General features: G+C 61.4%; 14 protein-coding genes. 12 read left to right on the forward strand and 2 right to left on the reverse strand.

All coding sequences use genetic code 11. From position 1 onward, the window contains the following. The first annotated feature begins 54 nt into the window (after nucleotides 1-54). The 11 genes from urtA to ureC all read left to right on the forward strand — a co-directional run bounded on the left by urtA (nucleotide 55) and on the right by ureC (nucleotide 10,129). Nucleotides 55-1,320: an urea ABC transporter substrate-binding protein gene (urtA, locus tag BFQ04_RS14775; RefSeq protein ID WP_065951466.1), complete on the forward strand. Its 1,266-nt coding sequence runs from the start codon at nucleotides 55-57 to the stop codon at nucleotides 1,318-1,320. Nucleotides 1,321-1,457: 137 nt separating this feature from the next. Next, nucleotides 1,458-2,960 (forward strand): urea ABC transporter permease subunit UrtB, encoded by a 1,503-nt coding sequence (urtB, locus tag BFQ04_RS14780; protein WP_065951467.1) that lies wholly within the window; start codon nucleotides 1,458-1,460, stop codon nucleotides 2,958-2,960. Continuing rightward, a complete protein-coding gene (gene urtC / locus BFQ04_RS14785; RefSeq protein ID WP_065951468.1) occupies nucleotides 2,960-4,027 on the forward strand; it encodes an urea ABC transporter permease subunit UrtC in 1,068 nt (355 codons plus the stop codon). The genes urtB and urtC overlap by 1 nt, the downstream gene beginning before the upstream one ends. Further along, nucleotides 4,024-4,857 carry an urea ABC transporter ATP-binding protein UrtD gene (urtD, locus tag BFQ04_RS14790; RefSeq protein WP_162515419.1) on the forward strand — a complete coding sequence of 278 codons (834 nt, stop codon included), beginning with the start codon at nucleotides 4,024-4,026 and terminating at the stop codon, nucleotides 4,855-4,857. Before urtC ends, urtD begins: the two co-directional genes overlap by 4 nt. Before the next feature lie 132 nt (nucleotides 4,858-4,989). Beyond that, nucleotides 4,990-5,688 carry an urea ABC transporter ATP-binding subunit UrtE gene (gene urtE / locus BFQ04_RS14795; RefSeq protein ID WP_065951470.1) on the forward strand — a complete coding sequence of 233 codons (699 nt, stop codon included), beginning with the start codon at nucleotides 4,990-4,992 and terminating at the stop codon, nucleotides 5,686-5,688. 31 nt (nucleotides 5,689-5,719) lie between these two features. Further along, nucleotides 5,720-6,559: an urease accessory protein UreD gene (locus BFQ04_RS14800; RefSeq protein WP_065951471.1), complete on the forward strand. Its 840-nt coding sequence runs from the start codon at nucleotides 5,720-5,722 to the stop codon at nucleotides 6,557-6,559. Between the two features lie 83 nt (nucleotides 6,560-6,642). Continuing rightward, a complete protein-coding gene (ureA, locus tag BFQ04_RS14805) occupies nucleotides 6,643-6,945 on the forward strand; it encodes an urease subunit gamma (protein ID WP_003171437.1) in 303 nt (100 codons plus the stop codon). 9 nt (nucleotides 6,946-6,954) lie between these two features. Then, entirely contained in the window at nucleotides 6,955-7,467 is a 513-nt protein-coding gene (locus BFQ04_RS14810) for a GNAT family N-acetyltransferase (protein WP_065951472.1), read from the forward strand. Between the two features lie 5 nt (nucleotides 7,468-7,472). Beyond that, nucleotides 7,473-8,006 (forward strand): GNAT family N-acetyltransferase, encoded by a 534-nt coding sequence (locus BFQ04_RS14815; RefSeq protein ID WP_065951473.1) that lies wholly within the window; start codon nucleotides 7,473-7,475, stop codon nucleotides 8,004-8,006. Then, nucleotides 8,003-8,308 (forward strand): urease subunit beta, encoded by a 306-nt coding sequence (locus tag BFQ04_RS14820; RefSeq protein WP_065951474.1) that lies wholly within the window; start codon nucleotides 8,003-8,005, stop codon nucleotides 8,306-8,308. Before BFQ04_RS14815 ends, BFQ04_RS14820 begins: the two co-directional genes overlap by 4 nt. 120 nt (nucleotides 8,309-8,428) lie before the next feature. Beyond that, the gene (gene ureC / locus BFQ04_RS14825) at nucleotides 8,429-10,129 is read left to right on the forward strand and encodes an urease subunit alpha (protein WP_065951475.1); all 1,701 of its coding nucleotides are present in this window, start codon (nucleotides 8,429-8,431) and stop codon (nucleotides 10,127-10,129) included. Between the two features lie 71 nt (nucleotides 10,130-10,200). Here the strand turns inward: ureC and BFQ04_RS14830 are convergent, their stop codons facing one another. Then, the gene (locus tag BFQ04_RS14830; RefSeq protein ID WP_065951476.1) at nucleotides 10,201-17,214 is read right to left on the reverse strand and encodes a dermonecrotic toxin domain-containing protein; all 7,014 of its coding nucleotides are present in this window, start codon (nucleotides 17,212-17,214) and stop codon (nucleotides 10,201-10,203) included. An 83-nt stretch (nucleotides 17,215-17,297) separates the two neighbouring features. Further along, nucleotides 17,298-18,239, reverse strand: a complete 942-nt coding sequence (locus BFQ04_RS14835) for a DnaJ C-terminal domain-containing protein (RefSeq protein WP_065951477.1) — start codon at nucleotides 18,237-18,239, stop codon at nucleotides 17,298-17,300. Between the two features lie 238 nt (nucleotides 18,240-18,477). On the opposite strand from BFQ04_RS14835, the gene BFQ04_RS14840 reads away from it, so the two are divergent. Then, nucleotides 18,478-19,746, forward strand: coding sequence for an Hsp70 family protein (locus BFQ04_RS14840; protein WP_065951478.1), 1,269 nt, complete (start codon nucleotides 18,478-18,480; stop codon nucleotides 19,744-19,746). Nucleotides 19,747-19,803: the final 57 nt, after the last annotated feature.

Consider the following 19,803-nt stretch of genomic DNA (forward strand, 5'->3'; position numbering starts at 1 on the left):
ATCCCCTGCTCAACTTGTCCCTCACACCCTTGTTGAGTTCACGGAGATCGCACTATGAAGCGTCGCAGTTTGATCAAGGCATTCACCTTGTCGGCATCCATTGCGGCCATGGGCTTGACCTGGACCGTCCAGGCCGCCGAGACCATCAAGGTCGGCATCCTGCACTCGTTGTCCGGGACCATGGCGATCTCCGAAACTTCGCTTAAAGACATGGCGCTGATGACCATCGACGAGATCAACGCCAAGGGCGGTGTGAACGGCAAGATGCTCGAACCGGTGGTGGTGGACCCGGCGTCCAACTGGCCGCTGTTCGCGGAAAAAGGCCGGCAGTTGCTGACCCAGGACAAGGTCGCCGTGGTGTTCGGCTGCTGGACCTCGGTGTCGCGTAAATCCGTACTGCCGGTGTTCGAAGAACTCAATGGCCTGCTGTTCTACCCGGTGCAGTACGAAGGCGAGGAAATGTCGCCGAACGTGTTCTATACCGGTGCGGCGCCGAACCAGCAGGCGATCCCGGCGGTGGAATACCTGATGAGCGAAGAAGGCGGCAGCGCCAAGCGTTTCTTCCTGCTCGGCACCGACTACGTGTACCCGCGCACCACCAACAAGATCCTGCGCGCCTTCCTGCATGCCAAAGGCGTGGCGGATAAGGATATCGAAGAGGTCTACACCCCGTTCGGCCACAGCGACTACCAGACCATCGTCGCCAACATCAAGAAGTTCTCCGCCGGCGGCAAGACCGCAGTGATTTCCACCGTGAATGGCGACTCCAATGTGCCGTTCTACAAGGAACTGGCCAACCAGGGCCTGAAGGCGACCGATGTACCGGTGGTGGCATTCTCCGTGGGTGAAGAAGAACTGCGCGGCATCGACACCAAGCCGCTGGTGGGCAACCTGGCGGCGTGGAACTATTTCCAGTCGGTGGAGAATCCGGTGAACCAGAAATTCGTCGCCGACTGGAAAGCCTACGCCAAGAAACACAACCTGCCGGGCGCGGATAAAGCCGTGACCAATGACCCGATGGAAGCCACCTACGTAGGCATCCATATGTGGGCGCAGGCGGCGGAGAAAGCCAAGTCCACCGACGTCGACAAAGTGCGTGAAGCCCTGGCCGGCCAGACCTTCGCCGCGCCGTCTGGCTTCACCCTGACCATGGACAAGACCAACCACCACCTGCACAAGCCGGTGATGATCGGCGAAATCCAGGCCGACGGGCAGTTCTCGGTGGTGTGGCAGACCGAAGCGCCGATTCGGGCGCAGCCGTGGAGCCCGTACATTCCGGGCAATGACAAGAAGCCGGACTATGCGGTGAAGAGCAACTGAAGCCCACCACAGGCTAAAAATGTGGGAGGGGGCTTGCCCCCGATAGCGCAGTGTCAGACATATATTCATCAACTGACACACTGCAATCGGGGGCAAGCCCCCTCCCACACTGTCCCCGCATGATCAGGACATTGTGTATGCCCACTGCCCTCCACCGTTTCATCCTCGCCGTGCTGCTGTTGCTGCCTTTGGCCGCACACGCAGGCGACGCCGAAGACTTCCTTGCCGCCAACCCGGTGCAGCAAGCCAAACTCCTCCAGGATTGGGCCGCCAACCCCGACCCTGCGCGCATCGAGCTGGTGGACGCGCTGCAACAAGGCCGGCTCACGCTCAACGGCGAAACCAAAACCCTGCGCCTGAACAACCGCCTGCGCGGCCTGATCGACAACGTTCAAGCCAGCCAGCAATTGCTCGCCGCCGACCCCAAGGTGCGCCTCAATGCCGCCCGCACCCTGCAAAAAAGCGCGGTGCCTGCGCAACTGAAATTCCTCGACCAGCAGGTCGCCGCCGAGACCGATGAGGATGTGCACAGCGCCCTCAGCCTGGCCCTGGCCAACCTGCAACTGGTCGACACCGATCCAGTGGTGCGCCTGGCCGCGGTGCGTTTGCTCGGCAGCACCGGCGACCCGCTCGCCCGCACGCGCCTCGAAGCCTTGCTTGCGCCCGGCGTCGAAACCGATGCCAGCGTGCACACCGCCGCCGAAACCAGCCTGGCCCAGGTCAAACGCAAGTTGATGTTCGGTGAAATCCTCGGCCAAGCCTTCAGCGGAATGTCGCTGGGATCGATTCTATTGCTCGCAGCCCTGGGCCTGGCGATCACCTTCGGCCTGCTCGGCGTGATCAATATGGCCCACGGCGAAATGCTGATGCTCGGCGCCTATTCCACCTACGTGGTGCAGTTGCTGATGCAGCGCTACGTGCCCCAGGCCATCGAGTTCTACCCACTGATCGCACTGCCGGTGGCGTTCTTCGTCACCGCCGCCATCGGCATGGCGCTGGAGCGCACGGTGATTCGCCATCTCTACGGCCGGCCACTGGAAACCCTGCTCGCCACCTGGGGCATCAGCCTGATGCTGATTCAGTTGGTGCGCCTGGTGTTCGGTGCGCAGAACGTTGAAGTGTCCAACCCGCAATGGCTGTCCGGCGGCATTCAAGTGCTGCCCAACCTGGTGCTGCCGTACAACCGCCTGGTGATCATTGCGTTCGCGCTGTTCGTGGTGGTGTTGACCTGGCTGCTGCTGAACAAGACGCGCCTGGGCCTGAACGTGCGCGCTGTCACCCAGAACCGCAACATGTCCGCCTGCTGCGGCGTGCCCACCGGGCGGGTGGACATGCTTGCCTTCGGCCTCGGCTCCGGCATCGCGGGCCTGGGCGGCGTGGCGCTGAGCCAGGTCGGCAACGTCGGCCCGGACCTGGGCCAGAGTTACATCATCGACTCGTTCCTGGTGGTGGTGCTCGGCGGTGTCGGTCAGTTGGCCGGCAGCGTGACGGCGGCCTTTGGCCTGGGGATCGCCAACAAGATTCTGGAACCGCAGATCGGCGCCGTACTCGGCAAGATCCTGATCCTCGCGCTGATCATTCTGTTTATCCAGAAACGCCCGCAAGGACTCTTCGCACTGAAAGGACGGGTGATCGACTGATGAATCAGCCACTGATGCTAACGGCCACGCAAAAGGCCGGCCCCAAGGTGACCATTGCAGTGGGCGTGGTGATCCTGTTCCTGCTGCTGGCACTGCCCTTGTGTTCGCTGCTGTCGCCGGAAAACCCGCTGCATGTGTCGGCCTATACCCTGACGCTGGTCGGCAAGATTCTTTGCTATGCCATCGTCGCACTGGCGCTGGACCTGGTGTGGGGTTACGCCGGCATGTTGTCCCTCGGCCACGGCCTGTTCTTCGCCCTCGGTGGTTATGCCATGGGCATGTACCTGATGCGCCAGGCATCGGGCGATGAGTTGCCGGCATTCATGACCTTTTTGTCGTGGACCGAATTGCCCTGGTACTGGGTGGGCACTCAACACTTCTGGTGGGCGCTGTGCCTGGTGGTCTTGGCGCCAGGCCTGCTGGCCCTGGTGTTCGGCTTCTTCGCCTTCCGCTCGCGGATCAAGGGTGTGTATTTCTCGATCATGACCCAGGCCCTGACGTTTGCCGGAATGCTGTTGTTCTTTCGCAATGAGACAGGGTTTGGCGGCAATAACGGCTTTACCAATTTCCGCAGCATCCTCGGCTTTGGCATCACTGAACCTGGCACGCGGGCGGTGTTGTTCGTGGCCACGGTGCTGTTGCTGGTGGCGAGCCTGTACATCGGCTGGCGCCTGGCCCGCAGCAAATTCGGCCGCGTACTCACTGCACTGCGTGACGCGGAAAACCGCCTGATGTTCTGCGGCTACGACCCGCGTGGCTTCAAGCTGTTCGTGTGGGTGTTGAGCGCCGTGCTGTGCGGTTTGGCGGGTGCGTTGTATGTGCCGCAGGTGGGCATCATCAACCCCGGCGAAATGTCGCCGACCAACTCCATCGAAGCCGCCGTGTGGGTGGCCCTGGGCGGGCGTGGCACGCTGATCGGCCCACTGCTCGGCGCCGGGGTGGTCAACGGCATGAAGAGCTGGTTCACCGTAGCATTCCCGGAATACTGGCTGTTCTTCCTCGGAGCGCTGTTCATTATCGTCACCCTGTACCTGCCCAAGGGCGTCATCGGCCTGCTGAAGAAATGAGGAACGTCATGCTTGAACCTATTTTCGATGCGGGCAGCGGCCGCGATGCGATCGGTATCGGCCAGGCCGCAGGCTCTGGGCTCAACACCCGCCACGGCACCATCCTGACCCTGGAAGATATCAGCGTCAGCTTCGACGGCTTCAAGGCGCTCAACGACCTCAACCTCTACATCGGCGTCGGTGAACTGCGCTGCATCATCGGGCCCAACGGCGCGGGCAAGACCACGCTGATGGACGTGATCACCGGCAAGACCCGGCCCAGCCACGGCAACGCCTGGTTCGGCGAAACCCTCGATTTGACCAGCATGAGCGAAGTGCAGATCGCCCAGGCCGGTATCGGCCGCAAGTTCCAGAAACCCACGGTATTCGAAGCCCTCAGCGTGTTCGAAAACCTGGAGCTGGCGCAGAAAACCGACAAGTCGGTGTGGGCCAGCCTGCGCGCACGCCTGAGCGGCGAACAGAAAGACCGCATCGATCAAGTGCTCGACACCATCCGCCTCAGCGCCTCGGTGCATCGGCCCGCCGGTTTGCTGTCCCACGGCCAGAAGCAGTTCCTGGAAATCGGCATGCTGCTGATGCAGGACCCGCAACTGCTGCTGCTGGATGAACCGGTGGCGGGCATGACCGACGCCGAAACCGAATTCACCGCCGAGCTGTTCAAAGGCCTGGCCGGCAAGCACTCGTTGATGGTGGTGGAGCATGACATGGGCTTTGTCGGCTCGATTGCCGACCACGTCACCGTGTTGCACCAGGGCAGCGTGTTGGCCGAAGGGTCGCTGGAACAGGTGCAGGAAAACGAGCGGGTGATCGAGGTTTACCTCGGTCGCTAAGGTGGTTTTCCTGTAGGAGCGAGCTTGCTCGCGAAGATCGTCAACGATAGCGCGGGCATTCTGAATGCACGCGGTGCCCTCAGGTTTTTCGCGAGCAAGCTCGCTCCTACAGGGATTGAGGAGGTTTTTGGAATGCTGCAAGTCGACAAGCTGCACCAGTATTACGGCGGTAGCCACATCCTGCGCGGGCTGTCCTTCGATGTGAAGATCGGCGAAGTCACCTGCCTGCTCGGGCGTAACGGCGTGGGCAAGACCACCCTGCTCAAATGTTTGATGGGCCTGCTGCCGGCCAAGGAAGGCGCAGTGAACTGGGAAGGCAAAACCATCACCGGCTTCAAGCCGCACCAGCGCGTGCATGCCGGCATCGCCTACGTGCCCCAGGGCCGCGAGATTTTCGGCCGGTTGACGGTGGAAGAAAACCTGTTGATGGGCCTGTCGCGTTTCCCTGGTTCAGAGGCCAAGGAAGTGCCCGCCTTCATCTACGAACTGTTTCCGGTACTGTTGCAAATGAAGCATCGGCGCGGCGGCGACTTGTCCGGTGGCCAGCAGCAACAGTTGGCGATCGGCCGCGCCCTGGCCAGCCGTCCGCGCCTGTTGATCCTCGATGAACCCACCGAAGGCATCCAGCCGTCAGTGATCAAGGAAATCGGCGCAGTCATCAAGAAACTCGCCGCCCGTGGTGATATGGCGATCCTGCTGGTGGAGCAGTTCTATGATTTTGCCGCCGAACTGGCCGACCAGTACCTGGTGATGTCACGCGGCGAAATCGTGCAGCAGGGCCGTGGTGAAAATATGGAAAGCGAGGGTGTGCGCGGTCTTGTAACCATCTAATCTGTGGCCTCCTGACGATAAGCACTCTGCCATGAACCTGCCCGTTTCCCCTGCCCTGTTCACCCCCAGCTGGCACGCCGAGCTGGAACTGGGCTATGCGCGTTTCGGCGACACCACGCGCCCGGTCATGCGCCGTCACCTTGGCCCGCTGCGGGTGCAAAAGCACCTGTATGCCGAAGGCCCCGAGGTGTGCCAGCACATCATCGTGCACCCGCCCGGCGGGATTGCCGGTGGCGATCGCCTGGACATCAGCGCCCACGTCGGCGCCGGTGCCTGGGCGCAGTTGACCAGCCCCGGCGCAGCCAAGTGGTACCGCGCCAGTGGCCCGGCATTTCAGCACGTCGCGTTGACCGTCGAGGCCGGCGCGACGCTGGAATGGCTGCCGCAGGAAACCATCGTGTTCAGCGCCGCCCAGGCCGAGCTCACCACGCGCATTGAGCTGCAAGGCGATGCGCGGTTGTTCTACTGGGATGTGGTCGCTCTCGGGCGCCCGGCCAGCGGCGAGCGGTTTGATCTCGGCCACTTTCAAGCGCACCTGGATATTCGCCGCGACGGCCAGTTGCTCTGGCATGAGCGCCAGCGCATCGTGGGCGGCGACGGGTTGCTGGATTCGCCCATCGGGTTGGACGGCCAGCCGGTGTTTGCCACGTTGCTGGTGACCGGTGAGGTCGATCCCCAATTGCTCGAACAATGCCGCTCACTGCCACACGCGGTGCGCGGCGACTTGACCCAATTGCCCGGGTTGCTGGTGGCGCGCTGCCTGGCCAGTGAAGCGCTGCTGGCGCGGGGGTGGTTGATTGATTTATGGCGGTTGTTACGCCCGGCGCTGCTGGGCCGCGAAGCAGTCGCACCACGAATCTGGAGCACATGAAGATCAACATGTGGGAGGGGGCAAGCCCCCTCCTACACTTGACCTGCATTGTATTTAAGAATGTATTCAAAGGACCTTGAACCATGGACCTGACCCCACGGGAAAAAGACAAGCTGCTGATCTTCACCGCAGGCCTGGTCGCCGAACGGCGCCTGGCGCGCGGTGTGAAGCTCAATTACCCGGAAACCATCGCCTACATCTCCGCCGCGCTGATGGAAGGCGCCCGCGACGGCCGTACCGTGGCCGACCTGATGCACTACGGCACCACCCTGCTCAGCCGCGAACAGGTGATGGAAGGCATCCCGGAAATGATCCCGGATATCCAGGTGGAGGCCACCTTCCCCGACGGCACCAAGCTGGTCACCGTTCATCAACCCATTGCATGAGACGCTGTGATGATTCGTGAAGCAACCGAACACGACCTGCCGGCGATCCGCGCTATCTACAACGACGCGGTGCTCAACACCACAGCGATCTGGAACGAGCAACCAGTGGACCTGGCCAACCGCCAGGCCTGGTTCAGCGCACGCCAGGCGCAGCAGTACCCGATCCTGGTGGCGGTGGAAAACGATGAAGTTACCGGCTACGCCTCATTCGGCGACTGGCGCCCCTTCGAGGGCTTTCGCTACAGCGTCGAACACTCGGTGTACGTGCGCAATGACCAGCGCGGCAAAGGCCTAGGCCCACGCCTGATGCAGGCCCTGATCGAGCGCGCCCGCAGTTGCGGCAAGCACGTCATGGTCGCGGCCATTGAAAGTGGCAACCTGGCGTCCGTCCGCCTGCATGAACGCCTGGGCTTCATCACTACCGGGCAGATGCCCCAGGTAGGCATCAAGTTCGGCCGCTGGCTGGACCTGACCTTTATGCAACTGACGTTGAATCCGGGCTGTGAGCCGCCCAAGGAGTGAGATCGATGAGCGCTGCACACCTGCGTCGAGTCAATGCGGAAAGTTTTGCCCATTACCGCCTGGGCTTGATCGAACTGTTGCTGGACGCGGTGCAGCATGGCGCCTCGGTGGGCTTTATGGCCGACTTCGATGAGACCCAGGCCCGCGAGTATCTGACCGGCGTACAAGCCGGTATCGAAGACGCCAGCCTGCTATTGTGGGTAGTCGTGCGGGAAGAACGGGTGGTCGCCAGCGTGCAATTGGCGCTGTGCCAGAAAGCCAACGGCCTCAACCGCGCCGAAGTGCAAAAGCTGCTGGTGCACAGCAGCGCCCGCCGTCACGGCCTGGGCCAGCAATTGATGAACACCCTGGAACTCGCCGCACGCCAGCACAAGCGCGGCTTGCTCTATCTGGACACCGAGGCCGGTTCCGGTGCCGAAGCCTTCTACCAGTCGCTGCACTACACCAAGATCGGTGAACTGCCCGACTACTGCCAAAGCCCGGACGGGCGCTACAGCCCGACCGCCATTTACTTCAAGACTCTGGGGCAACCTGCATGATTCCTGGTGAGTATCAGATCCAGCCTGGCGACATCGAACTGAATGTCGGCCGTCGCACCATCACCCTCGGCGTGGCCAACAGCGGCGACCGGCCGATTCAGGTGGGTTCGCATTACCATTTTTTCGAGACCAATGACGCGTTGGAGTTTGACCGCTCCGCCAGTCGCGGCATGCGCCTGAATATTCCGGCGGGAACAGCGGTGCGGTTTGAACCGGGGCAGAGTCGTGAAGTCGAGCTGGTGGATTTAAGCGGCGGGCGGCGAGTATTCGGGTTTGCCGGGCGGATCATGGGCGACCTTTAGGGCCTCATCGGGGGCAAGCCCCCTCCCACCGTTGAAGGTATTCACAGCTCCAAATGTGGGAGGGGGCTTGCCCCCGATAGCGATTTCCCATTCAACACATCTTTATCAGGGCTTACACACATGAAAATCACCCGCCAAGCCTACGCCGACATGTACGGCCCCACCGTCGGTGACAAAGTCCGCCTGGCCGACACCGAACTGTTCGTCGAAGTCGAACAGGACTTCACCGTCTACGGCGAAGAAGTGAAATTCGGCGGCGGCAAGGTCATCCGCGACGGCCAGGGCCAGAGCCAACTGCTCGCCCATGAAGTGGTGGACACCCTGATCACCAACGCGCTGATCATCGACCACTGGGGCATCGTCAAGGCCGACGTCGGCTTGAAGAATGGCCGCATCCATGCGATCGGCAAAGCCGGCAACCCGGATATCCAGCCCGGCGTGACCATGGCCATCGGCGCCAGCACTGAAGTGATCGCCGGCGAAGGCATGATCCTCACGGCAGGCGGCATCGACTCCCACGTGCATTTCATCTGCCCGCAGCAGATCGAAGAAGCGCTGACCAGCGGCGTCACCACCATGATCGGCGGCGGCACGGGACCTGCCACCGGTACCAACGCCACCACTTGCACATCCGGCCCATGGCATCTGGCGCGCATGCTCCAGGCCAGCGACTCGTTCCCGATGAACATCGGTTTTACCGGCAAGGGCAACGCCAGTTTGCCGGAGCCGTTGATCGAGCAAGTCAAGGCCGGCGCCATCGGTTTGAAGCTGCATGAAGACTGGGGCACCACGCCCGCGAGCATTGATAACTGCCTCAGCGTGGCCGATCAATACGACGTGCAGGTCGCGATCCACAGCGACACGCTCAACGAGTCCGGCTTCGTCGAAACCACCCTCGCCGCCCTCAAGGGCCGCACCATCCACACCTACCACACCGAAGGCGCCGGTGGCGGCCACGCGCCGGACATCATCAAGGCCTGCGGTTTCCCCAACGTGCTGCCCAGCTCCACCAACCCGACCCGGCCGTTCACCCGTAACACCATCGATGAGCACCTGGACATGCTGATGGTCTGCCATCACCTGGACCCGAGCATTGCTGAAGACGTGGCCTTCGCCGAAAGCCGCATCCGCCGCGAGACCATCGCCGCCGAAGACATCCTGCACGACCTCGGCGCGTTCTCGATGATCAGCTCCGACAGCCAGGCCATGGGCCGCGTCGGTGAAGTGATCACGCGCACCTGGCAGACCGCCGACAAGATGAAAAAACAACGTGGCGCCCTGCCCGGCGACGGCCCGGGCAATGACAACTTCCGCGCCAAACGCTATATCGCCAAGTACACCATCAACCCGGCGATCACTCACGGCGTGAGTCATATTGTCGGCTCCATCGAAGTGGGCAAGTGGGCCGACCTGGTGCTATGGCGCCCGGCGTTCTTCGGCATCAAACCGAGCCTGATCCTCAAGGGCGGCGCGATTGCCTCCAGCCTGATGGGCGACGCGAATGCTTCCATCCCCACGCCTCAGCCCGTGCATTACCGCCCGATGTTCGCCAGCTTCGGCAGTTCGCTGCACGCCACCAGCCTGACCTTTATCAGCCAGGCCGCCCAGGACGCCGGCTTGCCCGAGTCCCTGGGGTTGAAGAAGCAGATCGCCGTGGTCAAGGGTTGCCGCAACGTGCAGAAAACCGACCTGATCCACAACGATTACCTGCCGGACATCGAAGTGGACCCACAAACCTACCAAGTCAAGGCCGACGGTGTGTTGCTATGGTGCGAACCTGCGGATGTGCTGCCGATGACCCAGCGTTACTTCCTGTTTTGAAAGGCCGCTGACCAGGTAGCCGGCGGCGCGGTGGCGCTTGCACGATGCGCACACACGCCCCGACATCGGATTTACACGAACACTTTTTTCACCATGGCTTCGGTGTACTCATAGTCCATTCGCAGCTCGGCACCGGCCGGAATATCTTCGGTTGCAAAGACCACCGACAGCACATAGTTCTTTCTTTTAGTGGTGGCCCCAGGCCCCACGCCCAGCCACATATCCGCCTCAACATTGAACGGCACGACTTCGACGTTGTACCCCGACGCGGCCTGGCGCACCGGTTTTCCATCCGCGTCATACTCAAGGGTGGTGTTGATTCTGGAGAGGATGTTGTCGCCTGACAGGTACACCGGCTCCGAACCCAGTCGGCCCCCGTCAAGGGTTGCGCGACTGCCGACAGAGATGACGTAGGTTTGACCTGATGAACCAAAGACGCCAGCAGGGAGTACGGTCCCACCGTAAACACCGACTGATTCCCCTTTGGCGATTTGCCTGTTGGCCACCACCATGGACTGCCCTACCAGGGACTGCTCTTCGGGGACCTTCATGTCCTGCGCGGTGAATGTACGTAGCTGCAGTTTCTCTTCGTAACGTGCGCCGACTTTCTCATACCCTTCAAACTGGATGTAAGGCTTGACTTGCTCTGACGTGTAGCGGATGCCGGACTTCTCCTGCCTGACGGCACTTTGCAACTTGCGAATACGTATCGGCCTGCCCTGATAGTCCCTGAGGGGGTACTTACCGTTGTTCGCACGGTTGTAACTGCCGGGCGTATTGGGCAGGGTTGAGGCGTGAATTTCGCGCCGCATGAAATCCGACTCCTGCGTCGTGTAGAGCGCCGTCGGCAGGGACCCGGATGCGCCTTCAAGCTCATCGCCCGAAACACCCGGTACCATCCCACCCGCCGTGCGTGGACGTTTCCACACCCCATCGACATCGGGCTTGGCGAGAATCGAACTGCTGACCAACGCAAACGGGTTGTCCGGTGCCTGCACCCACAAGAGGTAATGCTCGCCATCCCCGTCGGGCAGACTGGCAACAAAGTACTGTTTCCCATTGAACTCGATGGCTCGTGCCTGTGAGAGCTGTAACTCACGCGCTGTGCGCTTGCCAGGATCGACCAGCACTTCAAGTTCGTCCTTTGGCAGCAGGATTTCAGCGATTTCCTGACGGCTGAGCGTATGGATCAATTCGCTTTCCTTAATCGCCATCTGAGCCTGCAAGTCATCGACCTGCGCCTTATAGGCAGGTTGGGCCAATTCCCCGGCGGCGCGCGTGGCCTGCAATTCGGACAGCTGCCGCTGATAAGGCTCGCTCTGCGCATCAAATTGGGCGCGGTATCTGTGAGTCACATACTCCTGCCAGAATTCACGGGACAACAGGGCCTGAAACTCCTCAACGGAGTTGTCCATGGCGATGATTTTTTCGTAGGCGGCATCCAGCATGGCCGGGGTGACAGCGCCCATCTGGGTGAAGCTGACCTGTTGCGGTTGCCCCGGCAACTGCAGACGGTCCTTGAGGCCGAAGCGATACGCCAGCCTGATCTCCACCTCTTCCAACAGGCGTTGGGTATGCGGCAACTTGTCTGCCATCGACACCGCAGAGTCGTTGACGATGGCTTCGCTGCGCTGAATGTCCGCGGAGGCGAACGTGTCGACCGCGTGCAAACGGAACAACCCTTTGGACAGACTCGATAGCTGCACGCCTTCTGCCTGCCCCGCCGCCTGCGCCCGCGCCCTGAAGACCAGCGTCCTGACCTCCAGGTTGCTGAAGGAAAACGCGGCGCGATCACAACAACCGGGCTCGCCAGCCAAGTCGAACAGTTCCTTGCGGTGTGTTTCAGATTCCGCAGTGTTTTCGCTGATGCTGTCGATCACTTCCCAAACGCGACGCTGCAGGTCAGCCTGGCCGGGGCCTGCTGGCTGTAGACGATCAAGGATGTCAAAGAACGGGCCGGCGCGCTCCTCACCCCGTAGCGCGTGCCACTGGGCACTCCTGGCGCTCACCTGGTCTGCAGGAAGGTTTCGCGCCCAGCGCTCGAACGCCTGCCGCATAGCCGCACCGGGCACCACAGCGGCACGGATGTTCAGTGCGGTGGTCACCAAGCGGTTCGGGTTTTGCGCTGACGCCAACCCCGCCTGTTCAAGACGCAGGTTGTATTGCCGAACCTGTTGCAAGGTGTCCGCAGTCAAGGGGTTGCCGGATACGGACGTCAGGTTATTGACCCGCGCCGTCTGCGCCAACTGTTCCTCAGGCGGTGCAATGACGGAAGCCGGAATGGTTGTGATGGTGTTGTTACTCAACTCTATCTGGTCCAACAACGGCTGCTCAACCAAACCGATTGGCCAGGTATCGATGCCAGCGTTATTCAGGCTGAGGGAGCGCATGTCGGTTATCAGGCTGAAGTCCGGCGTGATGCCCAGCACGTTATTGTGCAGCCATAGCGCACGCAAGGTCACACGCTGCGACAGGATTTGCGCCGTTGCGGGGCTCAGGCGAATGAGATTGTTATTCAGGAACAAACGGGTCAGACCGTGCATTTCGCCCAGGGCCGGCGGCAATTCGTGCAGCAGGTTGTTTGCCAGGTCCAGCCAACGCACATGTGTGTAGCGTGAGAGGAAGCCTTCGGGCGAGGTCCTCAGGCCCATGTTGTTCAACTTGAGTGAGCCGACATGGCTGAAATCGGCCTCCAGGTCCGGCAAGCTCGGCAGTGTCAGGCGACTCAAGTCCAGCTCCAGGCCAATCGGCTGCCCGTCGTTGCTGAGCAATTGCGGGGTTTCCCGGCGCCAGCAGGCGAGAATGCGCTCCTTGGCGCGGTAACGGTCATCCAGCCTTCCTGCGTTAGCTTGCCGTTCATTAGTTCGTACATAGCGTTGACGTTCACCCGCGCCCGAAAGCGTCCAGGCGCTCAACTGCCGCTCCAGGGTATTGAATTCCAATTCCAGCCGGGTCAGCTGCGCCTCGGCACCGGCGCCCAGGTTCCAGATCCACTCCCTGGCCTCTTGCATACGCTTGTTCGGGTACAGGCGGCGCACTTTTTCAAGCACAGGGTTGCCGTTGTCAAACGCCCTGTCGCGCGCACTTTTCACCAGATCCGGCCGGACCTGATTCAGGCGTTGCCAGTAGTTGTCGAATTGCTGCCAGTAATCGGCAGGAAATGGGTTGCCCTCAAGCAAGGTGACGGCATTGAGCCGCGCACTCGCTTCGAGCTGCTCAGGCGCTGGGTTGAGGTTGCGCTGGGGCACCTCGCGCAGAAGGTTATGGCTCAAGTCAACGGATTCCAGCCCCGTGTGCGCCTCCAGCCCCCTTGGCCATTGGCCCAGCTGCGTATTCCTTAAGTTCAGGTTTCTCAGCCGGGGCATAGCGCTGAAGTCCGGCATTATGCCCAGCGGGTTATTGGTGAGGTAAAGCACTTCAAGGTTGCCAAGGGCGTTCAGCAGTCCGGCGCTTTGGGAGGTCAACCGAATGCCGTTGGAGGCCAAGTCCAACGACGTCAGGTTGTTCATTTCACCGACCACGACGGGCAGCGTGGTGAGCCCACTGCTTGTCACCGTCAACCCTCGCAGGTGAGTGAAGTTTTCAAGGAAAGCGTCCGCGTTCGCAGTCCACCTGACATTGTGCAGTTCAAGCGTGTTGACATGACTGAAGTCGGCGCTCAATGCCGGCAGTTCCAATCCCCTCCCTAGCAAGTGCATTGAGCCCGTCACTTCACGACGCCAGTGACTCATGAGGATATCGCTGATGTACTGCGCGGAAGAAAAGTGGCGCGCCTGTCCGGCAGTGGGTTGCGGTGAGTTGGCTTTGACCCAGTCACCCAATGCCTTCGTCAACGTCTTCAGCTCGGCTTCCCGGCGGCTGAGCCCACCTTCGATATCCTCACCCAATGACTCGATAAATGCAGTGACGTCGTCCTCAGCCATGGAGGGGTACAAATCACGTACCCGTTTCAGTCGCCGCTCTTTTACCGTCGCCTCTGAAGGCCCAAAAATCCTCGCCGCCAGCTTACGAAAGCCACGACCACCGCCCAGCAGTCGCAGTGTCGGATCGACACTTGGCTTGAGCAGCGGGTGCTCCAGCAACACCGTACGCAGCGGCGCACGCGGCAGGGGCGTTTGCTGGAGGGCGGCTTTCATTTGCAACGCATCGGTAAAGCCCAGCGCCTGGCGCTCGGTGGCGGATAACAGGTCCCAGGCCGCCGCGTAGAAATCCCTGGGCGGGGACGCCTCGAACAGACCGTTGTCCTTTTGCACCAACGTCCTGGCAGTGACGTCCGGGGAACCGATTGCATCCAGTAGAGGCCCTTGCGCTGAATACTGGCGCAGCTCCACCCGTGTGCCCCGCGGCCACCCTGGCAAAGTCTCCAGGGTGCGCAACGCCAGGCGCTGGCTGTCTATGTCTGCCAGGGTGTCCAGGTGCAGCCCCTCATAAGCGCGGGAGACCCGTGTTTCCTGTTCACACCATCGCGCTTGCTCGGCAAGGTCTTCAGGCAACAGCCCGGTGCGGCGCAAGGTTTGCAGTTGCTCGGCACTCAGGCGTGTGACCAGGTGTTCGGCCACCGCCGTCGGTAATTTGGGATAGCTTGCCAGGATCCAGTGCACGTCGGGGTCCTGCGAGGCGGTCAGTGCCTTGTAGCGCTCCTCCACCAGCGGACCCTTGAAAATCTGCACCGAGTCGCCCAGGTACTGACGCAACTTGGCGGCCCGCACAGTGAGTGAATCTTCGGCGGTACCCGGGATTTCCTTGAGGGTGGGGTCAACGTCTCGCAAGCTGATCAACACTTCTTTGAGCAACTCACCGCGCGCTATCTGGCTTGGCGCGACCCCTACGACGAGCGGGGAAGCAGCCACCGAGGCTTCCTCTTCCCAGAGCACTCTGTTGTCGCTCATGACCCGAAGCGGCCTGTCAACGGGCAACATCCCGCGTCGCCGCATCATCTGCAATTGCAGCACCGGGTCAGCCTGGGCGTACACCGCCGGGTCGGCGCTGTGCATTTGCTCGACAAAGGTCGTCAGTTCTTGATGGACCTTGAAGTGCTGGATCGTGTCTTCGAGCAACAAGGGCACCGGTTCATGCTCGACAAAGGTCTGGCGCAACACGTCTTCTTCGATGCCGCTGGCGGCACGCGCCTGCTCCAGCGTTTCGGTGTCCAGCCCACGCTGCTCCAGCCCCAGGCGCCGCATCAGGGTCGGCTGGTCCCAGGTCAACGGCTCTTCGACTTCATGACTCCAGGCGCCGGCGTGGTTGTGTTCCAGCAGCGGTTCATACGCGCCGGGACGACTGGGGTGCTGGATGCGGTACTCGCCGGTGTCGGGTGCCTGCCGGACTTGATAGTGGTCGCCTTCATGGGGCAACACCTTCTGCCCGTTGTGCGCGTAGAGCCCCAAGGCGTCTGGCTTGGCATCCGCAGGCAGTTCGAGTGGCACCTTGTAGGGCGTCATGTCAGGGTTCCACAACACCTGCTTGCCAGTTGCCAGGGTGACGGGCCTGAGGTTATCAACCATGCTCACCAGTTTGACCTCGGGCAATACCTTGGCCCCGGTCGCCAGCATCGCCGCATTCAGCGCGACGCTGGAAAAGTGTGCCCACATCGTCTTCAGGTCGCCCTGCTCGTAGGCCTCAATGCCTTCATACACTTCAGTACACATCTGCGCTGCGCCCACCGCCAGCATGACCGGCCCGAGCCCGGGCACCACAAATGCCAGGAGGTTGAACACGCTGACGACCGCACTCGTGTAGCTTTCCAGGCGGTCAATGCGCGCCTGGTAGTCTTCGTCCTCGGTGGGCACGGCCACAGCGCGGGCGTCGGCCAGAATCTTGCGCACCTGGGCCGCGCGCAGTTGCTCCCACAGGTTGCCGGTAATGCTCAACTCATCCAGGGGCAATTTCACCGGGTTTGACGCCAGCGGGTAATCGCCTGCAGCCCCATTGCCGTTGGCGGGTTTGTACAGCGCATTGAAATGCCGGAAAAAAATACCCTGCTCGCGTTGAGCCACAAAACGGCTGAAAAAACGTCGGTACGACGCGCTGTGCAAACGCGTGCGCAGGTCGGCCATAAAATCGCCGCGGGAGGCATACTCCTTGAGCGGTTGCTGGGGGTCATTGGGGATATACACCACCAGCCGCTCGACCCTGTCGCTGTTATTACGGTCCGGCCCGATCAGCAACGGGCCCACCAACTGGGCGCCAAATACCTTGAGCCCGACAAACGTCACCGGCTTGCCATCGAGCCTGGCGCTACCGGGGTCAGCGATGACCTGTTGGATCATGCGGTAGGCATCGGGCTTGATCCCCCACTCAGGCCTGCGAACCGCCACCTCGGCACTCAGCGCCAGCAGTTGACGCTGGTGTTCTTGCAGCTGCTGCTCCAGCACCGTGCGTGCGGTTGCGTCATCTGGCTTGACGATGGCGGTGATGTGCTGCTGATACAAAGTCCCCAGGTCCAGGGTGCGGCACAGCTGGGCGAACTCATGGGCAGGGATGGGCAGAGCGTGCGAAGTCAACACACTTGAGGTCGGGATGACCTCACCGCCAGACGAAGCGCTCACGGTCGTGATGATCTGGCAATCGGCGCACGGACTCGCTTGTTCTTCCTGCGGGGTAAAATTGGCCAGGGCGGCTTCAAGTAACGAAACAGTGCGGTATTCATACCGCAGCGCCGGGTCGCTGACTTGGTCGAAGACAAACACCCCGAACAGGTCGTCACGGTCCTTGAACCCATACTTGCGCGCAAAGTAGACGTGGTTGACGTCCAGCTCCAGGTTGAAGCGTTTCTTGATCGCGTCTTTAAGCGGTTGCTCGGCAAAGGCCAGCACATCCTGGACAGTGCCCAGGCTTCTCTCCACCTTATTCAAGGTCTCGCGGTAGCGGGTGTGGCTGTCAGCCAGTGCGGTTTTTTCCTGCGCCGTGGCACTCAGGTACCAACTGGGCAGTTCCATTTCGTGGTTGGCGAGTTCCTCCTGGCGCTGGACGGTGCCTTGGTTGAACCAGGCAGGCACGCGCTCTTTGAGGAAGTCGTAGTGAACGCCCCGAAGGTCAACATTGAAAGTGCCTTCGGGGGCAGTGGTAGCGGGTTGTTCTGACATAGTAGGGCCATCCATGACGGGCTGGGAAAAAAACCAACCTATCCGATCGCCCGGCGTGCAAAGCCCTAGCTATTTATCGCCGCTCAGAAATGCTCGCGCGGGTTGAACGCCGCTTTCTGCGCCAGCTCCTGCCACAAGGCCTTGACCTCCTCGTCGCTGCTTTTAGGCATCACGGCCTTGAGCTGCACGAACAGGTAACCGCGCTGCCCGGCCTTGTTCAGCAACCCATGCCCCTTGGCACGCATGCGCTGGCCATTCTGGCTACTGGCGGGCACCTTGAGGTTGATCTTGCCGGTGAGGGTCGGCACGGCCACTTCCGCGCCCAGTGCCAATTCCCATGGCGCCAGGGGCAGGTTGATGATCAGGTTTTCGCCGTCCACTTCAAACTTGGGGTGTGGCGCAAACTTGATGATCAGGTACAGGTCGCCATTGGCGCCACCACCGATGCCCGGTGCGCCCTGCCCTTTGAGGCGGATGCGCTCGCCGTCGGCCACGCCGGCGGGGATCTTCACGTTCAGGCTCTTGGTGGTGTTGCTGACGTGCCGGCCCGAGGCGTCGTATTGCGGCACCTGGAAGTTGATCTGCTTGGACTCGGTGGACAGCGTCTCTTCGAGGTGCACCGTCAGTTGCATCTCCACGTCCTGGCCCTTGCGCCCGGCAGGACGGCGTTGGCCGCCACCGAAGGCATCGCCGCGCCCACCAAAGATCGAGCTGAAAAAATCGGAGAAGTCCTCAGTGCCCGCGCCGCCACCGCCGTAGCCGCCACGGCTCTGCCAGCCCGGCGGGCCCTGGAACGGCTGGCCGTGCTGGCCGTATTTGCGCAGTTCGTCGTACTCGGCTCGCTTGTCGGCGCTTTTAAGCGCCTCATAGGCTTCGGACGCGTCCTTGAACTTGGCTTCGGCGTCTTTTTCCTTGCTTACATCGGGGTGATATTTGCGTGCGAGCTTGCGATAGGCAGCCTTGATTTCCTTGTCATCGGCCGTCGGCTCGACACCCAGAATCTTGTAGTAATCTTTGAAATCCATCGGCGGTTCACCATCCTTTATCGAGATCGCACTGCCCGGGGCACAACGTGCGCTGGTTTGCACCTGTTGAGGGTTGTGGCTCGGGGGTACGTCAAAGTGTTATCGGCATCAGCCGTATGCATCAGATGTGGGGGCAAATCCCGTACTTTCAAGCGCGATTTAACGGATGGTCGGCCTACGCAAGCGCCTGCGACTGGCATACACTGCGCGGCCGTTTTTCAACCGGAACCCGATAGACATGAAAAACCCATCCCCAGCCCGTGCCTGCGGCATCGACTTCGGCACGTCCAACTCCACCGTCGGCTGGATCCGCCCCGGCGAGGAGACGCTCATCGCGCTGGAGGACGACAAGATTACCTTGCCGTCGGTGGTGTTCTTCAACTTCGAGGAGCGTCGCCCGGTGTACGGCCGCCTGGCCCTGCATGAATACCTGGAAAACTACGAAGGCCGGCTGATGCGCTCGCTCAAGAGCCTGCTGGGCTCCAAGCTGATCAAACACGACACCAGCGTGCTCGGCACCGCGATGCCGTTCACCGACTTGCTGGCGCTGTTTATCGGCCAGCTCAAGAGCCGCGCCGAAGCCAACGCCGGCCGCGAGTTCGAAGAAGTGGTACTGGGCCGCCCGGTGTTTTTCGTCGATGACGACCCGATGGCCGACCAGGAAGCCGAGAACACCCTGGTGGACGTGGCGCGCAAGATCGGCTTCAAGGACATCTCGTTCCAGTACGAACCGATTGCGGCGGCGTTCGACTACGAGTCCACCATTGAAAAAGAAGAGCTGGTGCTGATTGTCGACATCGGCGGCGGTACGTCCGACTTTTCGCTGGTGCGTCTGTCGCCGGATCGCCGCCACAACGACAACCGCCAGAGCGACATCCTTGCCACCGGCGGCGTGCACATCGGCGGCACCGACTTCGACAAACAGCTCTCGCTGGCCGGCATGATGCCGCTGTTCGGCTATGGCAGCCGCATGAAGAGCGGCGCCTACATGCCTACCAGCCACCACATGAACCTGGCCACCTGGCACACCATCAACTCGGTGTACTCGCAAAAGTCCCAACTGGCCCTGGGCAGCATGCGCTACGACATCGAAGACACCGGCGGCATCGACCGCCTGTTCAAGCTGATCGAACAGCGCGCCGGACACTGGCTGGCCATGGAAGTGGAAGAGACCAAGATCCAGCTGACCCAGGCCGACAGCCGCCATGTACCACTGGACCGTATCGAAGCGGGCCTGAGCGTGGACCTGAGCCGGGCACTGTTCGAATCATCCATCGACAACCTGCTGGAACGGGTGCGCGGCAGCGTCACGCAGTTGCTCAATGACGCCTCGGTGAGCGTGGCCCAGGTGGACACGGTGTTCTTTACCGGCGGCTCCAGCGGCATCCCGGCGCTGCGCCACAGCATTTCGGCGATGCTGCCGAATGCGCGGCACGTGGAAGGCAATATCTTCGGCAGTATTGGGAGTGGCTTGGCGATTGAGGCGAGCAAGCGATACGGGGTTTAAGCGGCAAGTTTTCAGCTTCAAGCTGCAAGTAGAAGCAAGCCCGCTCTCACTTGCAGC

The organism is Pseudomonas sp. 37 R 15 (genome assembly GCF_900004865.1).
GTDB classification, from domain to species: Bacteria; Pseudomonadota; Gammaproteobacteria; order Pseudomonadales; family Pseudomonadaceae; genus Aquipseudomonas; species Aquipseudomonas fluorescens_AM.

What these genes read in the sequence shown, in the direction of transcription:
- BFQ04_RS14820 (WP_065951474.1), top strand. Translation starts at nt 8,003, where the DNA reads ATGATTCCTGGTGAGTATCAGATCCAGCCTGGCGACATCGAACTGAAT.
- BFQ04_RS14800 (WP_065951471.1), top strand. Translation starts at nt 5,720, where the DNA reads ATGAACCTGCCCGTTTCCCCTGCCCTGTTCACCCCCAGCTGGCACGCC.
- BFQ04_RS14840 (WP_065951478.1), top strand. Translation starts at nt 18,478, where the DNA reads ATGAAAAACCCATCCCCAGCCCGTGCCTGCGGCATCGACTTCGGCACG.
- urtA (WP_065951466.1), top strand. Translation starts at nt 55, where the DNA reads ATGAAGCGTCGCAGTTTGATCAAGGCATTCACCTTGTCGGCATCCATT.
- BFQ04_RS14810 (WP_065951472.1), top strand. Translation starts at nt 6,955, where the DNA reads ATGATTCGTGAAGCAACCGAACACGACCTGCCGGCGATCCGCGCTATC.
- urtD (WP_162515419.1), top strand. Translation starts at nt 4,024, where the DNA reads ATGAGGAACGTCATGCTTGAACCTATTTTCGATGCGGGCAGCGGCCGC.
- ureA (WP_003171437.1), top strand. Translation starts at nt 6,643, where the DNA reads ATGGACCTGACCCCACGGGAAAAAGACAAGCTGCTGATCTTCACCGCA.
- urtE (WP_065951470.1), top strand. Translation starts at nt 4,990, where the DNA reads ATGCTGCAAGTCGACAAGCTGCACCAGTATTACGGCGGTAGCCACATC.
- BFQ04_RS14815 (WP_065951473.1), top strand. Translation starts at nt 7,473, where the DNA reads ATGAGCGCTGCACACCTGCGTCGAGTCAATGCGGAAAGTTTTGCCCAT.
- ureC (WP_065951475.1), top strand. Translation starts at nt 8,429, where the DNA reads ATGAAAATCACCCGCCAAGCCTACGCCGACATGTACGGCCCCACCGTC.
- BFQ04_RS14835 (WP_065951477.1), bottom strand. Translation starts at nt 18,239, where the DNA reads ATGGATTTCAAAGATTACTACAAGATTCTGGGTGTCGAGCCGACGGCC.
- urtB (WP_065951467.1), top strand. Translation starts at nt 1,458, where the DNA reads ATGCCCACTGCCCTCCACCGTTTCATCCTCGCCGTGCTGCTGTTGCTG.
- BFQ04_RS14830 (WP_065951476.1), bottom strand. Translation starts at nt 17,214, where the DNA reads ATGTCAGAACAACCCGCTACCACTGCCCCCGAAGGCACTTTCAATGTT.
- urtC (WP_065951468.1), top strand. Translation starts at nt 2,960, where the DNA reads ATGAATCAGCCACTGATGCTAACGGCCACGCAAAAGGCCGGCCCCAAG.